This window comes from Vibrio sp. 05-20-BW147, from assembly GCF_013369385.1.
In the GTDB taxonomy this organism is placed as follows: Bacteria; Pseudomonadota; Gammaproteobacteria; order Enterobacterales; family Vibrionaceae; genus Vibrio; species Vibrio floridensis.
Window position 1 is genome coordinate 22,548 of the sequence record NZ_SZTO01000005.1, and the last position, 13,129, is coordinate 35,676.

Sequence of the window (13,129 nt, forward strand, 5' to 3'; positions counted from 1 at the left end):
GGTTTGGACTTCACAGCATCAAGCAACGCAAGCCTCCCTGATACGCGCTCTCTAATAGGCTTTAATGCCAAACGGCCTTAATCGTTTAGGCAATAGCTCATCTAAGCTTTCTAGCTCACTCTCTTCCACTTCAATTAAGTGGAAATGATGCGCCTGGTATATCTCACGGATCTTGGCTTTGCTCGCCTCTGGCATACCGCTGTTAGCACTCTCCCAGTATTGGAGATAAACTTTTCCAGCTGGCAAATAGAAATCACAGATCACGTCTTCTTCGATCGGTAACTGGCGGCCATACGCGTGTACCACACCTGCCATATAAAGCCAGTTATCGATGATTAACTCTCCTTTTGAGCGCACATAGTGACCATCTAAGGTTCGATGCTTTGCTTCAAATTTTTGTCGAAAACTAGAGTAGGATTTGTCTGTCGCATGCGACTCGGCATCGTGACCTAAAAACTCGATCACGGACTGCTTCAGACGTTTATTGCGGCTTATCGAATCATGCCAGAGCAAATAATAAGGATGGCTATCTCCATCACCTTTCTGCATGCCACCAGCGCGAATCCCAGATTCCGTGACTTCCCAACCTTGATCACTTTTTGCCATCCAACCGAGCTCACTGAGTAGTTGGTTGACCTTTTTAGCATTTAAGCCCAGTTGTTCACCAATCTGCGTGGCACTTAGTCGCTTTCCCTTAGTGGATGTCAGCTCAATATGCAGGTTTACAGGCCAGACGATAAACTGTCCGAATTTTGGGTGATCAACGTACTCACCACCAAATCGAGCGCCCAGTTCGGTTAAAATCCATTTGTCACCCACTCGGCTGATGTAACCAGCACGGCTAAGGTCAGTAAAGAGCTGAGCGGCTTCCAAGCTACGCATTTTGGCCAACGCTGTGGTTGAGATTTTATCTGTCATGGCCGCCTCCATTCTCTTTTGCTGCTAAAGCTCACATGATGACCGCCATTCTAGCTCAAATTTTCAACAAACGCAGTGACTAACCTTTTGTTTTGTCGGAAGGAAATCGCGGTGTGGCTCCCACCGCGATGCTGCGTATATGAGTAGAAAGTTAATTACGCTAAAAATGCAATAAAGCTCTGAAGAATCAGCATATTAACAAGATCTATAAAGAAGGCTCCAACAATCGGCACCACCAAAAACGCCTGAGGTGAAGGGCCAAAGCGATTCACAATCGACCCCATGTTCATCACCGCAGTGGGGGTCGCGCCTAAACCAAAACCACAATGCCCACTGGCAATCACCGCGCTGTCGTAGTTCTTACCCATCAACTTGAAGGTGACAAAATAGCTAAACAGAACCATAGCCAAAGACTGAATGGAGAGGATCAGCAGAAAAGGCAGTGCAAGATCAAAGATGTTCCATAGTTTTAGGCTCATCAACGCCATGGCCAAAAACAGTGAGAGCGAAACGGTACCGAGCATATCCACCGTTTCTAAATCCAACTTTCTCACTTTGGTGAGCTCAAGGAAGTTGGTCACAAACACACCCAGCAACAGCGCGTAAACAAAATCAGGGATCATCAACCATGCAATCTCTAACTGGTTGACCCATTGAGACAAATATCGCGCGCCAATCACACACAGAAACATCAGCGCTAGGCTTTCAATCACCTTCTTCGCCGTAACTTTGTCTTCTTCGTTTTCGTTGTACGTCACCAAATCAGCAAAACGTTGGTGGGCTTGCAACTCTCGGCCATATTCCGATTCAAGCTGGTGTTTGTCCACCAAACGCTGCGCCACAGGGCTACCGAGAATTCCCCCCATCACTAATCCAAATGTCGCCGAGGCCATCGCGATTTCTAAGGCATTCTCTAATCCGTAGCTTTGTGCAAAGGTGTTCGACCAGGCCGCCCCCGTTCCGTGTCCACCAGAGAGCGTAATAGAACCTGCAATTAAGCCTAGTAAGGGATCGAGCCCCAAAATGGTGGCAAGAGAAACACCAATTCCGTTTTGCACCACAATATAGACCGATGCAATCAGCAAAAAGATCACCACTTTCATACCACCTTTAAGCAGTTGCTTGTAGTTGGCGGCCAAACCTACGGTCGCAAAAAACATCAACATAAACGTCTTTTGCAGCGGTAAGTCAAAGTCAAAAGTGATGCCATTAAAGTGGGCAAGGGTGATCACCAAGGCCACCACTAAGCCGCCGACAATCGGCTCTGGAATGTTAAAGCGTTTGAGAAGAGTAATGTGGCCATTAATAAAGTGACCAAGAAACAATACGCCAACGGCGATGAGAAAGGACTCCTGCGGACCAACAGAAACAACACTATTCATAAAACCTCTTTTGTTGTGGCATGAGTGACTTAATCACGCACCACTCCCTCTGGTTCACTCTCCACGCGAATGTGATGGCAAAAGAAAGGGCAAACGTTAAGCGAAGTGATGGTCATTGAGACAACGCGCGTTATTTTGAAAAGAGGCCAGTGTGCCGTCCAACTGAGAAATGTCACTGATGCATCCATGTAAAATTCTCACATAAAGAGAATAACTATGACATTAGTGCATGATTATCTCACCAAGTGAGAAAGACTTAATAAAAATGGGAGCTCATCAGGCTCCCATTTTCTTCAACCGATAAAGGATATAAATCCCTGCAACACGATTAAATTAACAATATCAATAAAAAAGGCCCCTACTATCGGCACCACCATAAAGGCCTGAGGCGAAGGGCCAAAACGATTCACGATTGACCCCATGTTCATCACCGCAGTTGGCGTCGCTCCTAGGCCAAAACCACAATGACCACCCGCAATCACCGCCGCATCGTAGTTACTGCCCATCACTTTAAACGTCACATAGTAAGTAAACAGCGCCAACACCACCGATTGCACCGCTAAGATCACCAAGAATGGAATCGCCAGATCGAAGATGTTCCACAGCTTCAAGCTCATTAGCGCCATCGCCAAAAACAGCGACAACGACACCGTACCGAGCATATCGACGGTTTCAGCGTCTAACTTACGGATTTTCGTCACTTCAAGGAAGTTGGTGATGATGACGCCGATAAACAGCGCATAGACAAAGTCTGGAATCATCAACCATTTGATTTCATAGGTGCTGACCCACTGTTCAACGTACTTGGCTCCAGTCACACAAATGATCAGGAAGAACAGCTTCTCAATCACTTTCTTTGCCGTCACCTTATCTTCTTCGTATTCGTTGTAAGTCACCAGTTCAGGGAATTTTTCGTGGGTTTTTGAACCTCGGCCATACTCGGACTCGACGTTGTGCTTGTCGACCAAACGCTGCGACACTGGGCTGCCAATTAGGCCGCCGATGATCAAACCGAACGTCGCGGAGGCCATCGCGATTTCAAGCGTGTTGGACATGCCATAGTTATCTGCGAACGTTTGCGACCACGCTGCGCCAGTTCCATGCCCCCCGGAAAGCGTAATGGAGCCCGCGATCAGGCCCATTAACGGATCCAGGCCCAGCATACTCGCCAGCGAAACACCCACGCCATTTTGAATCACGATGTACACCGACGCCACCGCCAAAAACAGGAACACTTTGGCACCACCTTTGAGCAATTGGGTGTAGTTTGCCGCCAAACCCACCGTCGAGAAAAACATCAGCATAAAGGTATTTTGCAAGGGCAAGTTGAATTCCAAATCGATGCCACGGAAATGCAAAATCGTAATGATACAGGCGACAATCAAACCACCAACAATGGGTTCGGGAATATTGAATTTTCTTAGGATGGGGAGTTTGGCATTAATAAAATGCCCTAAAAACAGCACGCTAATCGCCACTAAAAAAGATTCCAGTGCACCGACCGTGATTAAATGATTCATACAACCTCTTCATCTCAGACTCTTTATCTTCCTTAATATCAGAGTGTTAGTATTTTGCTTTTGAACGTCAGTTACTGCATCGTCTAATGCGCTGCCAACTAAGGTGAAACACCAGTCTAAACGGGGTATAGGCAGCGAGTACAAGCCATCTGGTTAGGCTCAAGGGATGGAAGGCGATCATTGGGTGATGTCTCAAACACCCTTTGCAAGCTTCCAAAATACAAAAGGAGCTATTTCTAGCTCCCTAATCGATGAGTGGCCAATCTGTACGACAAACATTCCGTTACGGTATACAGATGCCTCGACGCCATAACTGGCATTCAAAATCCTCTTCCATTTTGCCTCTATTTGCCGCGCTTTTTTCGTTCCTGACGGTTTCCTCTATCGACAAACTGCCGACAACTCGGAGCGAGCACCTAAACTGGCAAAGGGCGGATTGTTGAGCTTTACTCTACAACAGTGGCCAAAATGGAAGCGGACTATAACATAAATCGACGAAAATGTCCGATCTTGGTCAAAGTTTCCAACAATCAGACTGTATATCACCCAAATTCACTGATTAAACAGAACCATTTAGCATAAACATGAAACACACATTCAGCCTCAGTTGAAAGGAAACATCATGAAACATCCACAACCCTCTTGCCAGAAAACACGCTGGCCACTCAGTCTATTACTGGCGTCTTGTTTTAGCGCTGGAGCACTTGCCGAATCCATTCAAATCCTCTACCCCAAGCAGGTTACCAAACAAGAGCAGACGATTATCGATACATTCGAGTCTTCCCAAATCAACACGACTCTGCTCGATCTTTCTCATTCGCTCTTTCCGTTCAAAAAGACCTTAACCGTCAGCTACGGTGGCGATCAAGGTCCACTGTATGATCCCGAAACACACACCGTGCACATTCCTTTTTCGTTTTATACCGAGTCACTCGATTATTTCCGTAAAAATGAGTATCAAAAAAACTATGGAAAAAGCGCGGAAAGCGGTGCGATCAATACTATGCTGCATACCCTACTTCATGAAGCTGGCCACGCCTACATTGCCGATCAAAACATCGCTATTTTGGGTAAAGAAGAAGACGCCGTTGACAACTTCGCCACCTTACTACTGGTCGATTACGTCGAAAATGGCGATGAGATTGCCATCAGCGCAGCAGACATGTTTGCTTTTGAGTCAGAAGACAAACCCGAATATTACGATCTCGATGAATACCTTGATGAACACAGCTTTGATTTGCAGCGCTACTTTGCCACGCTCTGTTTGGTCTATGGCAGCAATCCTGAGCGACACCCAAACCTGCTTGATGAAATAGAAAAAGAGTACCGCCAAGAACGCACCGAGTTTTGCCAAATTAATTATCAAACGTTGAGTGAAAACTGGCATCGTTATTTAAAAACGGCCAATCACTAACCCTTTGTTGGTAGGAAACAATCCGCTTTGTGTTTTGATCAGACAGAGAAATCATGATGTAAAACAAAATAGCAACAAACTCATTCTTTTTATTTCATAAAGACATTCAATTTCACATTCCCTTTGGAAAGGATTGGCTAAGCTTAAAGCATGATTATCGCCTCCATTTACTATGCTAATCCGCCCGCCAATGCGGTTGTAACGCAAGGAAGTTGTTATGAACTTAACCATAAGACAAAGATTGTATGTTCTTTCAATCGTGCCCGTTTTAACGATCGCACTTGGGATGATGTGGTTTACCTACTTGAAAACCACTTCGTTTAATCAACAGCAAGTTGAAATCACACGCGACAATATGATGCGGATGAAAAAAGAAGAACTGAAGAACTACCTCCAGCTTGCAAAATCATCGGTTCAAACCTTTCTCGACAACAAGGCATCGTTAGAAGAAGCACTGCCAACACTCCGTTTGCTGGAGTTTGGCGATTCTGGTTATGTCTTTGGTTATGACTCCAAAGGGACGCGGATTGTTATCGGTAAGAGTACTCAAGGCATCGGTGAAAATTTCATTAATATGCAGGATAAAAAAGGCAACTATTTAATCAAAGATTTGATTGATAATGCCAGAAAAGGCGAGTTCACCACCTACTACTTCCCTAAACCAGGACAAAGTACGCCGCTCCCCAAACTTAGTTACTCGATTTATATCCCACAATGGGACCTTACGTTGGGGACCGGGTTTTACACGGATGATATCGATGTACTCATCACCCAAATGGAAGAGAGTGCGCACCAAGCACTGGAAGATACGCTAACATCCATCGGCCTGTTTTGTGTCGCCATCGCCATTCTTGTTGGTATTGTTGCTGTCTTTATTAACCGCAGCATTATGCGACCGCTGGAAATGTTTGATGAATCGATTCGCTCCTTTGCCAGTGGTGACGCCGATTTGACCGCACGCATGGAAGATTTCAGCGTGCCAGAGTTCAAGCAACTGAGTCAAAACTTCAACAAATTCGTGGCGAGCTTGCAAAATATCATCCGTAGCGTCACGGAAGTTGGACAAGACGTGGTTAGCGAAACCGACAAAATGTCTCGCCGTGCAACCGAAGTGGATCACATCGCAGCGGGCCAACGTGAGGAAACCGAACAAGTGGCCACCGCCATGACGGAAATGACCACTACCGCGACTGAGATTTCCAGCAACGCCAGCCAAGCAGCGCAAGCAGCACGTTATGCGGAAGAGAATGCCCATGAAGCACAGACCATCGTCAACTCTGCGGCTTCGTCGGTACGAGAGCTCGCAAGTGAAGTATCGAAAGCCAATGATGTCATTTCTCGCCTCGAGGGCGATGTGAAAAACATTTCCTCCTCTTTGGAAGTGATTCAAGACATTGCAGAGCAAACCAACTTGCTGGCATTGAACGCCGCTATTGAGGCGGCACGCGCTGGCGAACAAGGCCGTGGTTTTGCGGTGGTGGCCGATGAAGTTCGCAAACTCGCCAGCCGTACGCAAGACAGCACGGGTGAAATTCATCAGATGATTAATCAGTTGAAAGCCGCTTCTGATGCGGCGGTGAAAGCGATGGATGCCAGCCAAGCTCGTGGTGAAAGTACGGTGGAAGAAGCCAACGCCGCTGCCGCTGCGTTACTAAAAATTATTGATTCCATTGGCACCATCATGGATATGAACTCTTTGATTGCAACCGCAACGGAAGAGCAAAGTATTGTGGGTCAGGAAATTTCAGAGCGGATCGTGGTGATTTCAGATCAAAGTAGCCAATCGGCTGACTTGGCCAACCAAAACCGCCAAGGCAGCCAAAGTTTGAACAAGAAAGCACACCAGCTTTCCGATCTCGTTGGTCGCTTTACCGTGTAATTATCGACGTGACAAAGACTTAACAGGGCAGTCTTACTGCCCTGATTTATCTTCAGTTTACACTGTAAAAGTGCACATTACGGACGTTTACATCCCTTTAAACAAATGCTGAGATCCACGGCTCACCGGCAGTTTTTGCTCGCCAACGCAGACGACGAGGCGACCAGTAAAATCTTTCTGTACTTTCTTAATTGCAGCCACATTCACCACAGAAGCGCGATGAATCTGCCAAAATTGCGCCGGATCTAACTGGGCGAGCAACTCTTTCAATGACATGCGGATCAAAAACTCTCTATTCTGCTTACTGTGAACAACCACGTATTTTTCATCCGCTTTGAAATAGAGCACATCGGCGACTGAGATCAGGTGAATTTCTTCCCCAGATGCCGCGCGAATCCATTGTAAATACTGAGGTTGTGATTGAGGTGTTGAAATGAGTTGCAGCTGCGCCAATAAGGCACCGATATCAGGCGCTGGCGTGGTTTGTTGCCGAGTTTGAATACGCTGGCACGTTTCCAGCAGCCGCTTTTCATTGAGCGGCTTCATCAAATAGTCAATGGCCTGTTGCTCAAACGCTTTGACCGCATATTCATCGTATGCGGTCACAAACACAATCATCGGGCAATAATCGCTTCTATTAAGCTGCTTTGCCACCGCCATACCATCTAGTTCGGGCATACGAATGTCAAGGAACACCACATCCGGTTTCAGCGTCGCTATCGATGTCAGCGCTTGCTGCCCATCGCCAACCAATGCCACCACTTCCAGCTCAGGCCAAACATCGGCCAACAAACGATTCAAATGATGGCGCAATAGCGGTTCATCATCCGCGATCATCGCGGTCATCCGACTTGTCACGATGTAAACTCCTTTGGTATCTGAATCACAGCGCAAACTCCGCTTGGCTGTCCTTCTAGGATCGACAAGCTCGCCTTATCCGCAAATATGGTCTCCAAGCGCTGTTTGATGTTGTTCAACCCAATGCCACTGCCTGGAGTGTCTCCTTGGCCAAATCCCACGCCTGTATCGAGAATTTGAATAACGATGCTTTGGTCGCTCTGTTTGACCGAGACGTCCACTCGCCCCCCTGCCGCTTTCGGTTCGATGCCGTGAGTAATGGCATTTTCTACCAACGGTTGAATCAGCATCGGGGGGATAAAACGTGATTTTAACCCCTCTTCACAATCGATGTGGAATGCTAGCCGCTCACCCAAACGAATTTGTTGAATCGACAAATAGGCTTCCAACACTTCCAGTTCACTCGATAGTGAGGTGGTTTCTTCACGAGAACTCTTCAACGTTGAACGTAATAGTTCCGTTAAACGCGTTAACATCAGCTCTGCTTTGGGAACATCATAACGCATCAAAGCACTGATGTTGGCCAGCGTGTTAAACAGGAAATGAGGTTCAATTTGACTTTGTAATTGCTTCAGCTGGCTCATCAGCAGGGCGCGCTCTTGCTCTGCTTTTTCCCGTTTCATCACTTCAAGATCATGCGCGGCGATCATCTGCATCTCTTTCGAATGAAAATAGAAATAGCACATGCCGCTAAACAACAACCCCATCAGCCCCACAGGCACCATATCGGTGATGCCAAAGTAATCTCCCACCCAAAAACGGGCATTGAGAATACCAAACAACAGGCAGGCGGTCAGAGACAGGAGGATCTCAGCATTGCGCGGGATCATGGGGAGCAGGCGTTCAATCAACCACGAGAAAAACAGCGCTGAATGTCCAAAGCCAAAACTAATGATGAGATGCACATAATAAGGCCCCCCCCACAGGGAGAACGTCAGCACCGACACAAAGAGACAAAAGACAGTCGTGACTAAAAACGCTTTCAACCAGCCGCACATCTGGCTACGTTCGTTTAAATCTGACAAGGTTGAGCATGAGTCCGACTCTACTGAGCTCTTCGGAATACGAGAGAAAAACATCTAAAACCTCCCTTTTAGATTGAAGACCATCATATGCTTATCCTCAATTTGAGCATAAGTAGATTGGCTATCGCCGACCAAAAAGCGTGCAGCAAATTCCAATTCCACACTATATAGTCCAGTATCAAGCCATTGATAGTTGATCCATTGAGTCGCTATCACACCACCATCTTGTGGCGAAAAGAGCACGTCTAAGGTTGGGGTGATATCCGCTAACCATTGCGCATTGTTCACTCCATGCCACGCCATCCAAGCATTACTGTCCCAGCGCCAATGAAACATTATGTTGTGTTGAACTAAGTTGGCGTGTTGCAATCCTTGAGCGTAACTGGCCGCCAGTGGTGATGTGAGGGGTTGTTGCTTAAGTTGACGCGATCGCTCCATCGCCATCTGCCACTCATCATCTGACCAAGCGCGGCTATCGTACCAATATTCCAACAACACACTGTGGCCACTTTGTGTCGACCAGTTCACTCCCATCAAAAATTGCCATGCTTCTCCATCTTCCCCAACGTCAACGGGTTTAAGCATCTCATCCGGAATTTGATAGGTGACGCTTTGATGCTGCCATAGTAAAGAACCATGTAATGAGAGTGCGTCGCTGTAAACGGTGCGAGCACTACCGCCGAGGGCTCCTTTACGCACGTTGTCATAATACGCCAACCACTGCCATTCCGTGTCGTCGACGAGCTGAAATCGACGTAGCCCCGCTCCTTGCTGCGCAGTCGCTTTATCCAATGCGCTCTGCGTCATTTGCGTCCAACTCGAATCGCTCGCGATGACGCTCCATTCACCTTGCTGATCATAGTGAGAGAGCATGAAAACGCCGGCGCCCTCTTCCGCCACCAGCTTGATAGGGTTTTGTCGGTAAGGCTTGAAGAGATCGAGCGGCCGGTAACCATAACCCACTCCCCAATCTACTTGCAGTTTCCCCACGCTGACATCCAAGCTTTGTTCACCAACTTGCCACTCCCCTTGCCAGGCCAACTCGCGTACGATCCACTGCGTATCGCGATCCTTCCACCACATCGCTTCCGATTCGCTCTCTAAATACAAATCTTGCGCGTAGATCGCCACCGCGCTAGTCAAATGGCCACTCGAGAATGCGTAGCCAAGTTGCAAGTCCAGCAGACCATTGAGTCGATGACGCTGCTCCGATGACGCACGGACAAACGTGCTCTCTCGTAACTTGGCAGATTCGTAGCTAAGTGCCCAATCCCACTCTGCGTTTATCTCGTTTGCGGCACACAAGTTTGATAGCGAGAGTGATAGCAACGCCAGTGACGCGCTAAAAACCGGATGTCTGCACAAACTGAAATGCGATTTATCCTTCATCACCACAGTTGTTCTCCATCAGAATTGTACTGAGCTCGCTTTGGGCAAATAACTTGGGTTGTAAAACTTATCTTCAAGCTGCCAAGATTGAATATCTTGGTACTCAATCACGGTTTTCTTCGCTGGCTGAATATGATCGAGCAACGTCATTTCCGTCACGCTCGGCTCCCCGTTGCGCTCGCCACGTGTAAACCATGCCTGCTTGGCTAACTTGCCAGAGCGAAGATAAAGATCCGCTTTGAGGGGAAAATCCTCTTGCTCTGTTAACCACAAATCAATCAACTGATAACTGGCTCCCGTTGTTTTTGCGGTCAATTGTAGACGTTGTGTTGCAACACTCTCACCCTGAAGCCCGAGGACCTTTTCACTTGCGACCCATTTGCCTTGATAATCCTCGCTCCAAGTGAGGGTTGAAATGTCCCCTACCGACGCTTCTCCCAGCAGTTTCTGCATTGGCGTAATGCGAATCGGTCGACGGCTTTTTGGCATTTGTAACCAGTAGTTATCTTGCAGCATCAACATCTTTTGCCCAGCCTCCACGGCCGACTTAAAAATGACCAGTGATTCGCGGTTTGGCCGGGTGTATACGTGGTATTCGCGAGTTTTGTCGAGCTCGCCATTTTCGTACAGGCTCACCAATGAGATCACTCGTGCCGATTCTTCTTTTAATCGATAGTCGTCTGCTTTCTTGATCATGCTTTCGATATTGAGTTGATCCGGCTGAGCGAAGAGTGGAGCACAGAGCAGGGTCAAACTTAGCACCGCGGATTGGGTTAGGGTTGGTAAACTAAACATAAGTGAGTGCCTCGGTAATCGGTTTGTGGACGCCTTTGCGGGCAGAAAGAAACGCAGCCGCTAAGCAGATAACCAACACGCCTGCGGTGGCCATCAGAACCAGTTCAAATGAAAAATAGACCATCAATGGGTAGCCATCGCTGCGCCCTGGAGGAGGTGGCATTTGTACATCCACCACCATTAAAAGCAGTGAAATAGCACCACTGGCTAGCGCACCAACAAGGCTCCCCAGCAAAGCCAATAGCCCCGCTTCACGTAAGAAGCCAATGATGATGTCGCGCGGGTAGCTGCCCAGAGCCGATAAGGTACCAATTTCGCGAGTTCGCTCAGTGACCGACATGGTCATGGTATTGAACAGTGCCACGAACACCACCAGCCCCATCACCGCCCCCATGATGCCGAAAATACGGTCATACAGATCTTTCACTTTCTGATAGAAGAAGGCCCGCTCTTGCCAAGGCGTCAATTCCAACTCTTGAGAGAATTGACTCAGCAAAGCCGACAAGTGCTGCTGCACGGCTGCGGTTTTTTCGGTCTCAAACAGGAACACCGAAATCACACTCACTTTGTCTGTTGCCAGCAGCGATTGCGCACTGTCAATGTGGATGTAAAGCTGGCGCTTATCCAACTCAGGCACCCCCGTTGCGTAGAGACCACGCACCTTGAAGTCGTATGCATTGAGAGCTCCGTCCGTGGTGGTGGCCAACAGGGTAATCCAATCCCCCACCGTCACGTTGAGATTTCGCGCCAGATCCATCGCCAACATCACTTCCGGTTCCGCCGGATCGTAGCGTTGTCCTCGTGGGTTGGATAACGTCTTACCTTCTCGAACATCGAGAAAGGGCCCTTTCATATCAAATTCACGATCATTTACACCAATGCCGACAAAAATCGCCGACTTACTGCCGTTGGAAATGAGACCATTGAATTCTATTCTCGGCTGCACACCACGCACCTCATTGAGGCCAATGACGCTGGCAATAAGGTCGTCCGGCTGGCTTAAGCCATTGCTCAGAGGCATCTCTTCTTCTTTAGTAAAAAAGCCCGGCGTACTGATGGTAATGTGGCCAGTGTCTCTTGCCGTTGACTCTTTCAAACTGTCGTAGGTGTACAAACCAAACCCACCCGCACTGGTCAACGCGAATACCGCAATGGCAATGATCAGAACAGACAACAAGCTGCGGCGACCATTGCGTTTTAGGTTGAGCCACGCCAAGCGCAGCGAATCAGGAAACAGACGTGCAACTAACTGGCCCATGAGATCACCTCCGGCTCGTGATGCTGACGCAAGCGGCCATCCAATAGTTCAATAGTGCGATCGCAACGTGATGCCATTCGCCCATCGTGGGTGGCCACAACAAACGTGGTGGCCTGCTCATGGCCAAGTTGCTTCATGATGTCGATGACTAAGTTGGCCGTGACGCTATCTAGGCTGGCCGTCGGCTCATCGGCGATCACTAAGGCGGGTCGATGCACCAACGCCCGTGCAATGGCCACCCGTTGCTGTTGACCGCCAGAAAGCTGATCCGGCAAAGCATGTAAACTCTCCCCTAAACCAACACGTTCGAGCATTTCAGCCGCTAACTGACGCTGTTTGGCCTTATCAACACCATTGAGATACAACGGGTACGCCACGTTCTCTAGTGCCGTCATCACGGGCACAAGATTGAATTTTTGGAAGATAAAGCCGAGCTTTTCGCGTCGAAGTTTTGCCGCTTGATAGGCCGAGCGAGGGTAATCATCGCCATGCAGCGTCACTTGCCCGCGGTACTGCATGTCAAGCAACCCTAGAATGTTGAGTAACGTGCTTTTCCCAGACCCCGAAGGGCCACAAAGCGCCACCATTTCGCCCTGAAGAATTTCCCCACTCACCTCTTGTAGCGCAGGCACTTCCACCTGACCAAGCTGATAATGCCGTTGTACGTTGGCAAACTGAATCATAGTGCCTC

11 protein-coding genes are annotated in these 13,129 nt (G+C 48.2%); 2 read left to right on the top strand and 9 right to left on the bottom strand.

Annotated elements, in window-relative coordinates; all coding sequences use genetic code 11:
- Positions 1-51 precede the first annotated feature (51 nt).
- The 3 genes from FC652_RS05450 to gltS (FC652_RS05460) all read right to left on the bottom strand — a co-directional run bounded on the left by FC652_RS05450 (position 52) and on the right by gltS (FC652_RS05460) (position 3,820).
- Complete coding sequence (locus tag FC652_RS05450; RefSeq protein WP_176297795.1) at positions 52-918, bottom strand: glycerol kinase; 867 nt, start codon at positions 916-918, stop codon at positions 52-54.
- Between the two features lie 155 nt (positions 919-1,073).
- Complete coding sequence (gene gltS / locus FC652_RS05455) at positions 1,074-2,300, bottom strand: sodium/glutamate symporter (protein WP_176297796.1); 1,227 nt, start codon at positions 2,298-2,300, stop codon at positions 1,074-1,076.
- A 293-nt stretch (positions 2,301-2,593) separates the two neighbouring features.
- Positions 2,594-3,820: a sodium/glutamate symporter gene (gltS, locus tag FC652_RS05460; protein WP_176297797.1), complete on the bottom strand. Its 1,227-nt coding sequence runs from the start codon at positions 3,818-3,820 to the stop codon at positions 2,594-2,596.
- A 622-nt stretch (positions 3,821-4,442) separates the two neighbouring features.
- Here gltS (FC652_RS05460) and FC652_RS05465 point away from each other — a divergent pair.
- Complete coding sequence (locus FC652_RS05465) at positions 4,443-5,234, top strand: DUF4344 domain-containing metallopeptidase (RefSeq protein WP_176297798.1); 792 nt, start codon at positions 4,443-4,445, stop codon at positions 5,232-5,234.
- Positions 5,235-5,451: 217 nt separating this feature from the next.
- Positions 5,452-7,113 carry a methyl-accepting chemotaxis protein gene (locus FC652_RS05470; protein WP_176297799.1) on the top strand — a complete coding sequence of 554 codons (1,662 nt, stop codon included), beginning with the start codon at positions 5,452-5,454 and terminating at the stop codon, positions 7,111-7,113.
- An 87-nt stretch (positions 7,114-7,200) separates the two neighbouring features.
- Here FC652_RS05470 and FC652_RS05475 read toward each other — a convergent pair whose 3' ends face one another.
- Genes FC652_RS05475 through FC652_RS05500 form a run of 6 tightly spaced genes read right to left on the bottom strand, consistent with a single transcriptional unit; the run spans position 7,201 to position 13,121 of the window.
- The gene (locus FC652_RS05475; protein WP_176297800.1) at positions 7,201-7,971 is read right to left on the bottom strand and encodes a LytTR family DNA-binding domain-containing protein; all 771 of its coding nucleotides are present in this window, start codon (positions 7,969-7,971) and stop codon (positions 7,201-7,203) included.
- Positions 7,968-9,050, bottom strand: coding sequence for a sensor histidine kinase (locus tag FC652_RS05480; protein WP_176297801.1), 1,083 nt, complete (start codon positions 9,048-9,050; stop codon positions 7,968-7,970). The genes FC652_RS05475 and FC652_RS05480 overlap by 4 nt, the downstream gene beginning before the upstream one ends.
- The gene (locus tag FC652_RS05485; protein WP_176297921.1) at positions 9,051-10,385 is read right to left on the bottom strand and encodes a hypothetical protein; all 1,335 of its coding nucleotides are present in this window, start codon (positions 10,383-10,385) and stop codon (positions 9,051-9,053) included. It abuts the gene before it with no gap.
- An 18-nt stretch (positions 10,386-10,403) separates the two neighbouring features.
- The gene (locus FC652_RS05490) at positions 10,404-11,180 is read right to left on the bottom strand and encodes an outer membrane lipoprotein-sorting protein (RefSeq protein ID WP_176297802.1); all 777 of its coding nucleotides are present in this window, start codon (positions 11,178-11,180) and stop codon (positions 10,404-10,406) included.
- On the bottom strand, positions 11,173-12,438 hold the full coding sequence (locus FC652_RS05495; protein ID WP_176297803.1) for an FtsX-like permease family protein: 1,266 nt from the start codon (positions 12,436-12,438) through the stop codon (positions 11,173-11,175). Before FC652_RS05495 ends, FC652_RS05490 begins: the two co-directional genes overlap by 8 nt.
- Complete coding sequence (locus FC652_RS05500; protein WP_176297804.1) at positions 12,426-13,121, bottom strand: ABC transporter ATP-binding protein; 696 nt, start codon at positions 13,119-13,121, stop codon at positions 12,426-12,428. The genes FC652_RS05495 and FC652_RS05500 overlap by 13 nt, the downstream gene beginning before the upstream one ends.
- Between the last annotated feature and the right edge of the window lie 8 nt (positions 13,122-13,129).

Excerpts from the sequence above, each read along its gene's own strand:
- FC652_RS05450 (WP_176297795.1), bottom strand. The coding sequence starts at position 918 with ATGACAGATAAAATCTCAACCACAGCGTTGGCCAAAATGCGTAGCTTG.
- gltS (WP_176297796.1), bottom strand. The coding sequence starts at position 2,300 with ATGAATAGTGTTGTTTCTGTTGGTCCGCAGGAGTCCTTTCTCATCGCC.
- gltS (WP_176297797.1), bottom strand. The coding sequence starts at position 3,820 with ATGAATCATTTAATCACGGTCGGTGCACTGGAATCTTTTTTAGTGGCG.
- FC652_RS05465 (WP_176297798.1), top strand. The coding sequence starts at position 4,443 with ATGAAACATCCACAACCCTCTTGCCAGAAAACACGCTGGCCACTCAGT.
- FC652_RS05470 (WP_176297799.1), top strand. The coding sequence starts at position 5,452 with ATGAACTTAACCATAAGACAAAGATTGTATGTTCTTTCAATCGTGCCC.
- FC652_RS05480 (WP_176297801.1), bottom strand. The coding sequence starts at position 9,050 with ATGTTTTTCTCTCGTATTCCGAAGAGCTCAGTAGAGTCGGACTCATGC.
- FC652_RS05485 (WP_176297921.1), bottom strand. The coding sequence starts at position 10,385 with ATGAAGGATAAATCGCATTTCAGTTTGTGCAGACATCCGGTTTTTAGC.
- FC652_RS05490 (WP_176297802.1), bottom strand. The coding sequence starts at position 11,180 with ATGTTTAGTTTACCAACCCTAACCCAATCCGCGGTGCTAAGTTTGACC.
- FC652_RS05495 (WP_176297803.1), bottom strand. The coding sequence starts at position 12,438 with ATGGGCCAGTTAGTTGCACGTCTGTTTCCTGATTCGCTGCGCTTGGCG.
- FC652_RS05500 (WP_176297804.1), bottom strand. The coding sequence starts at position 13,121 with ATGATTCAGTTTGCCAACGTACAACGGCATTATCAGCTTGGTCAGGTG.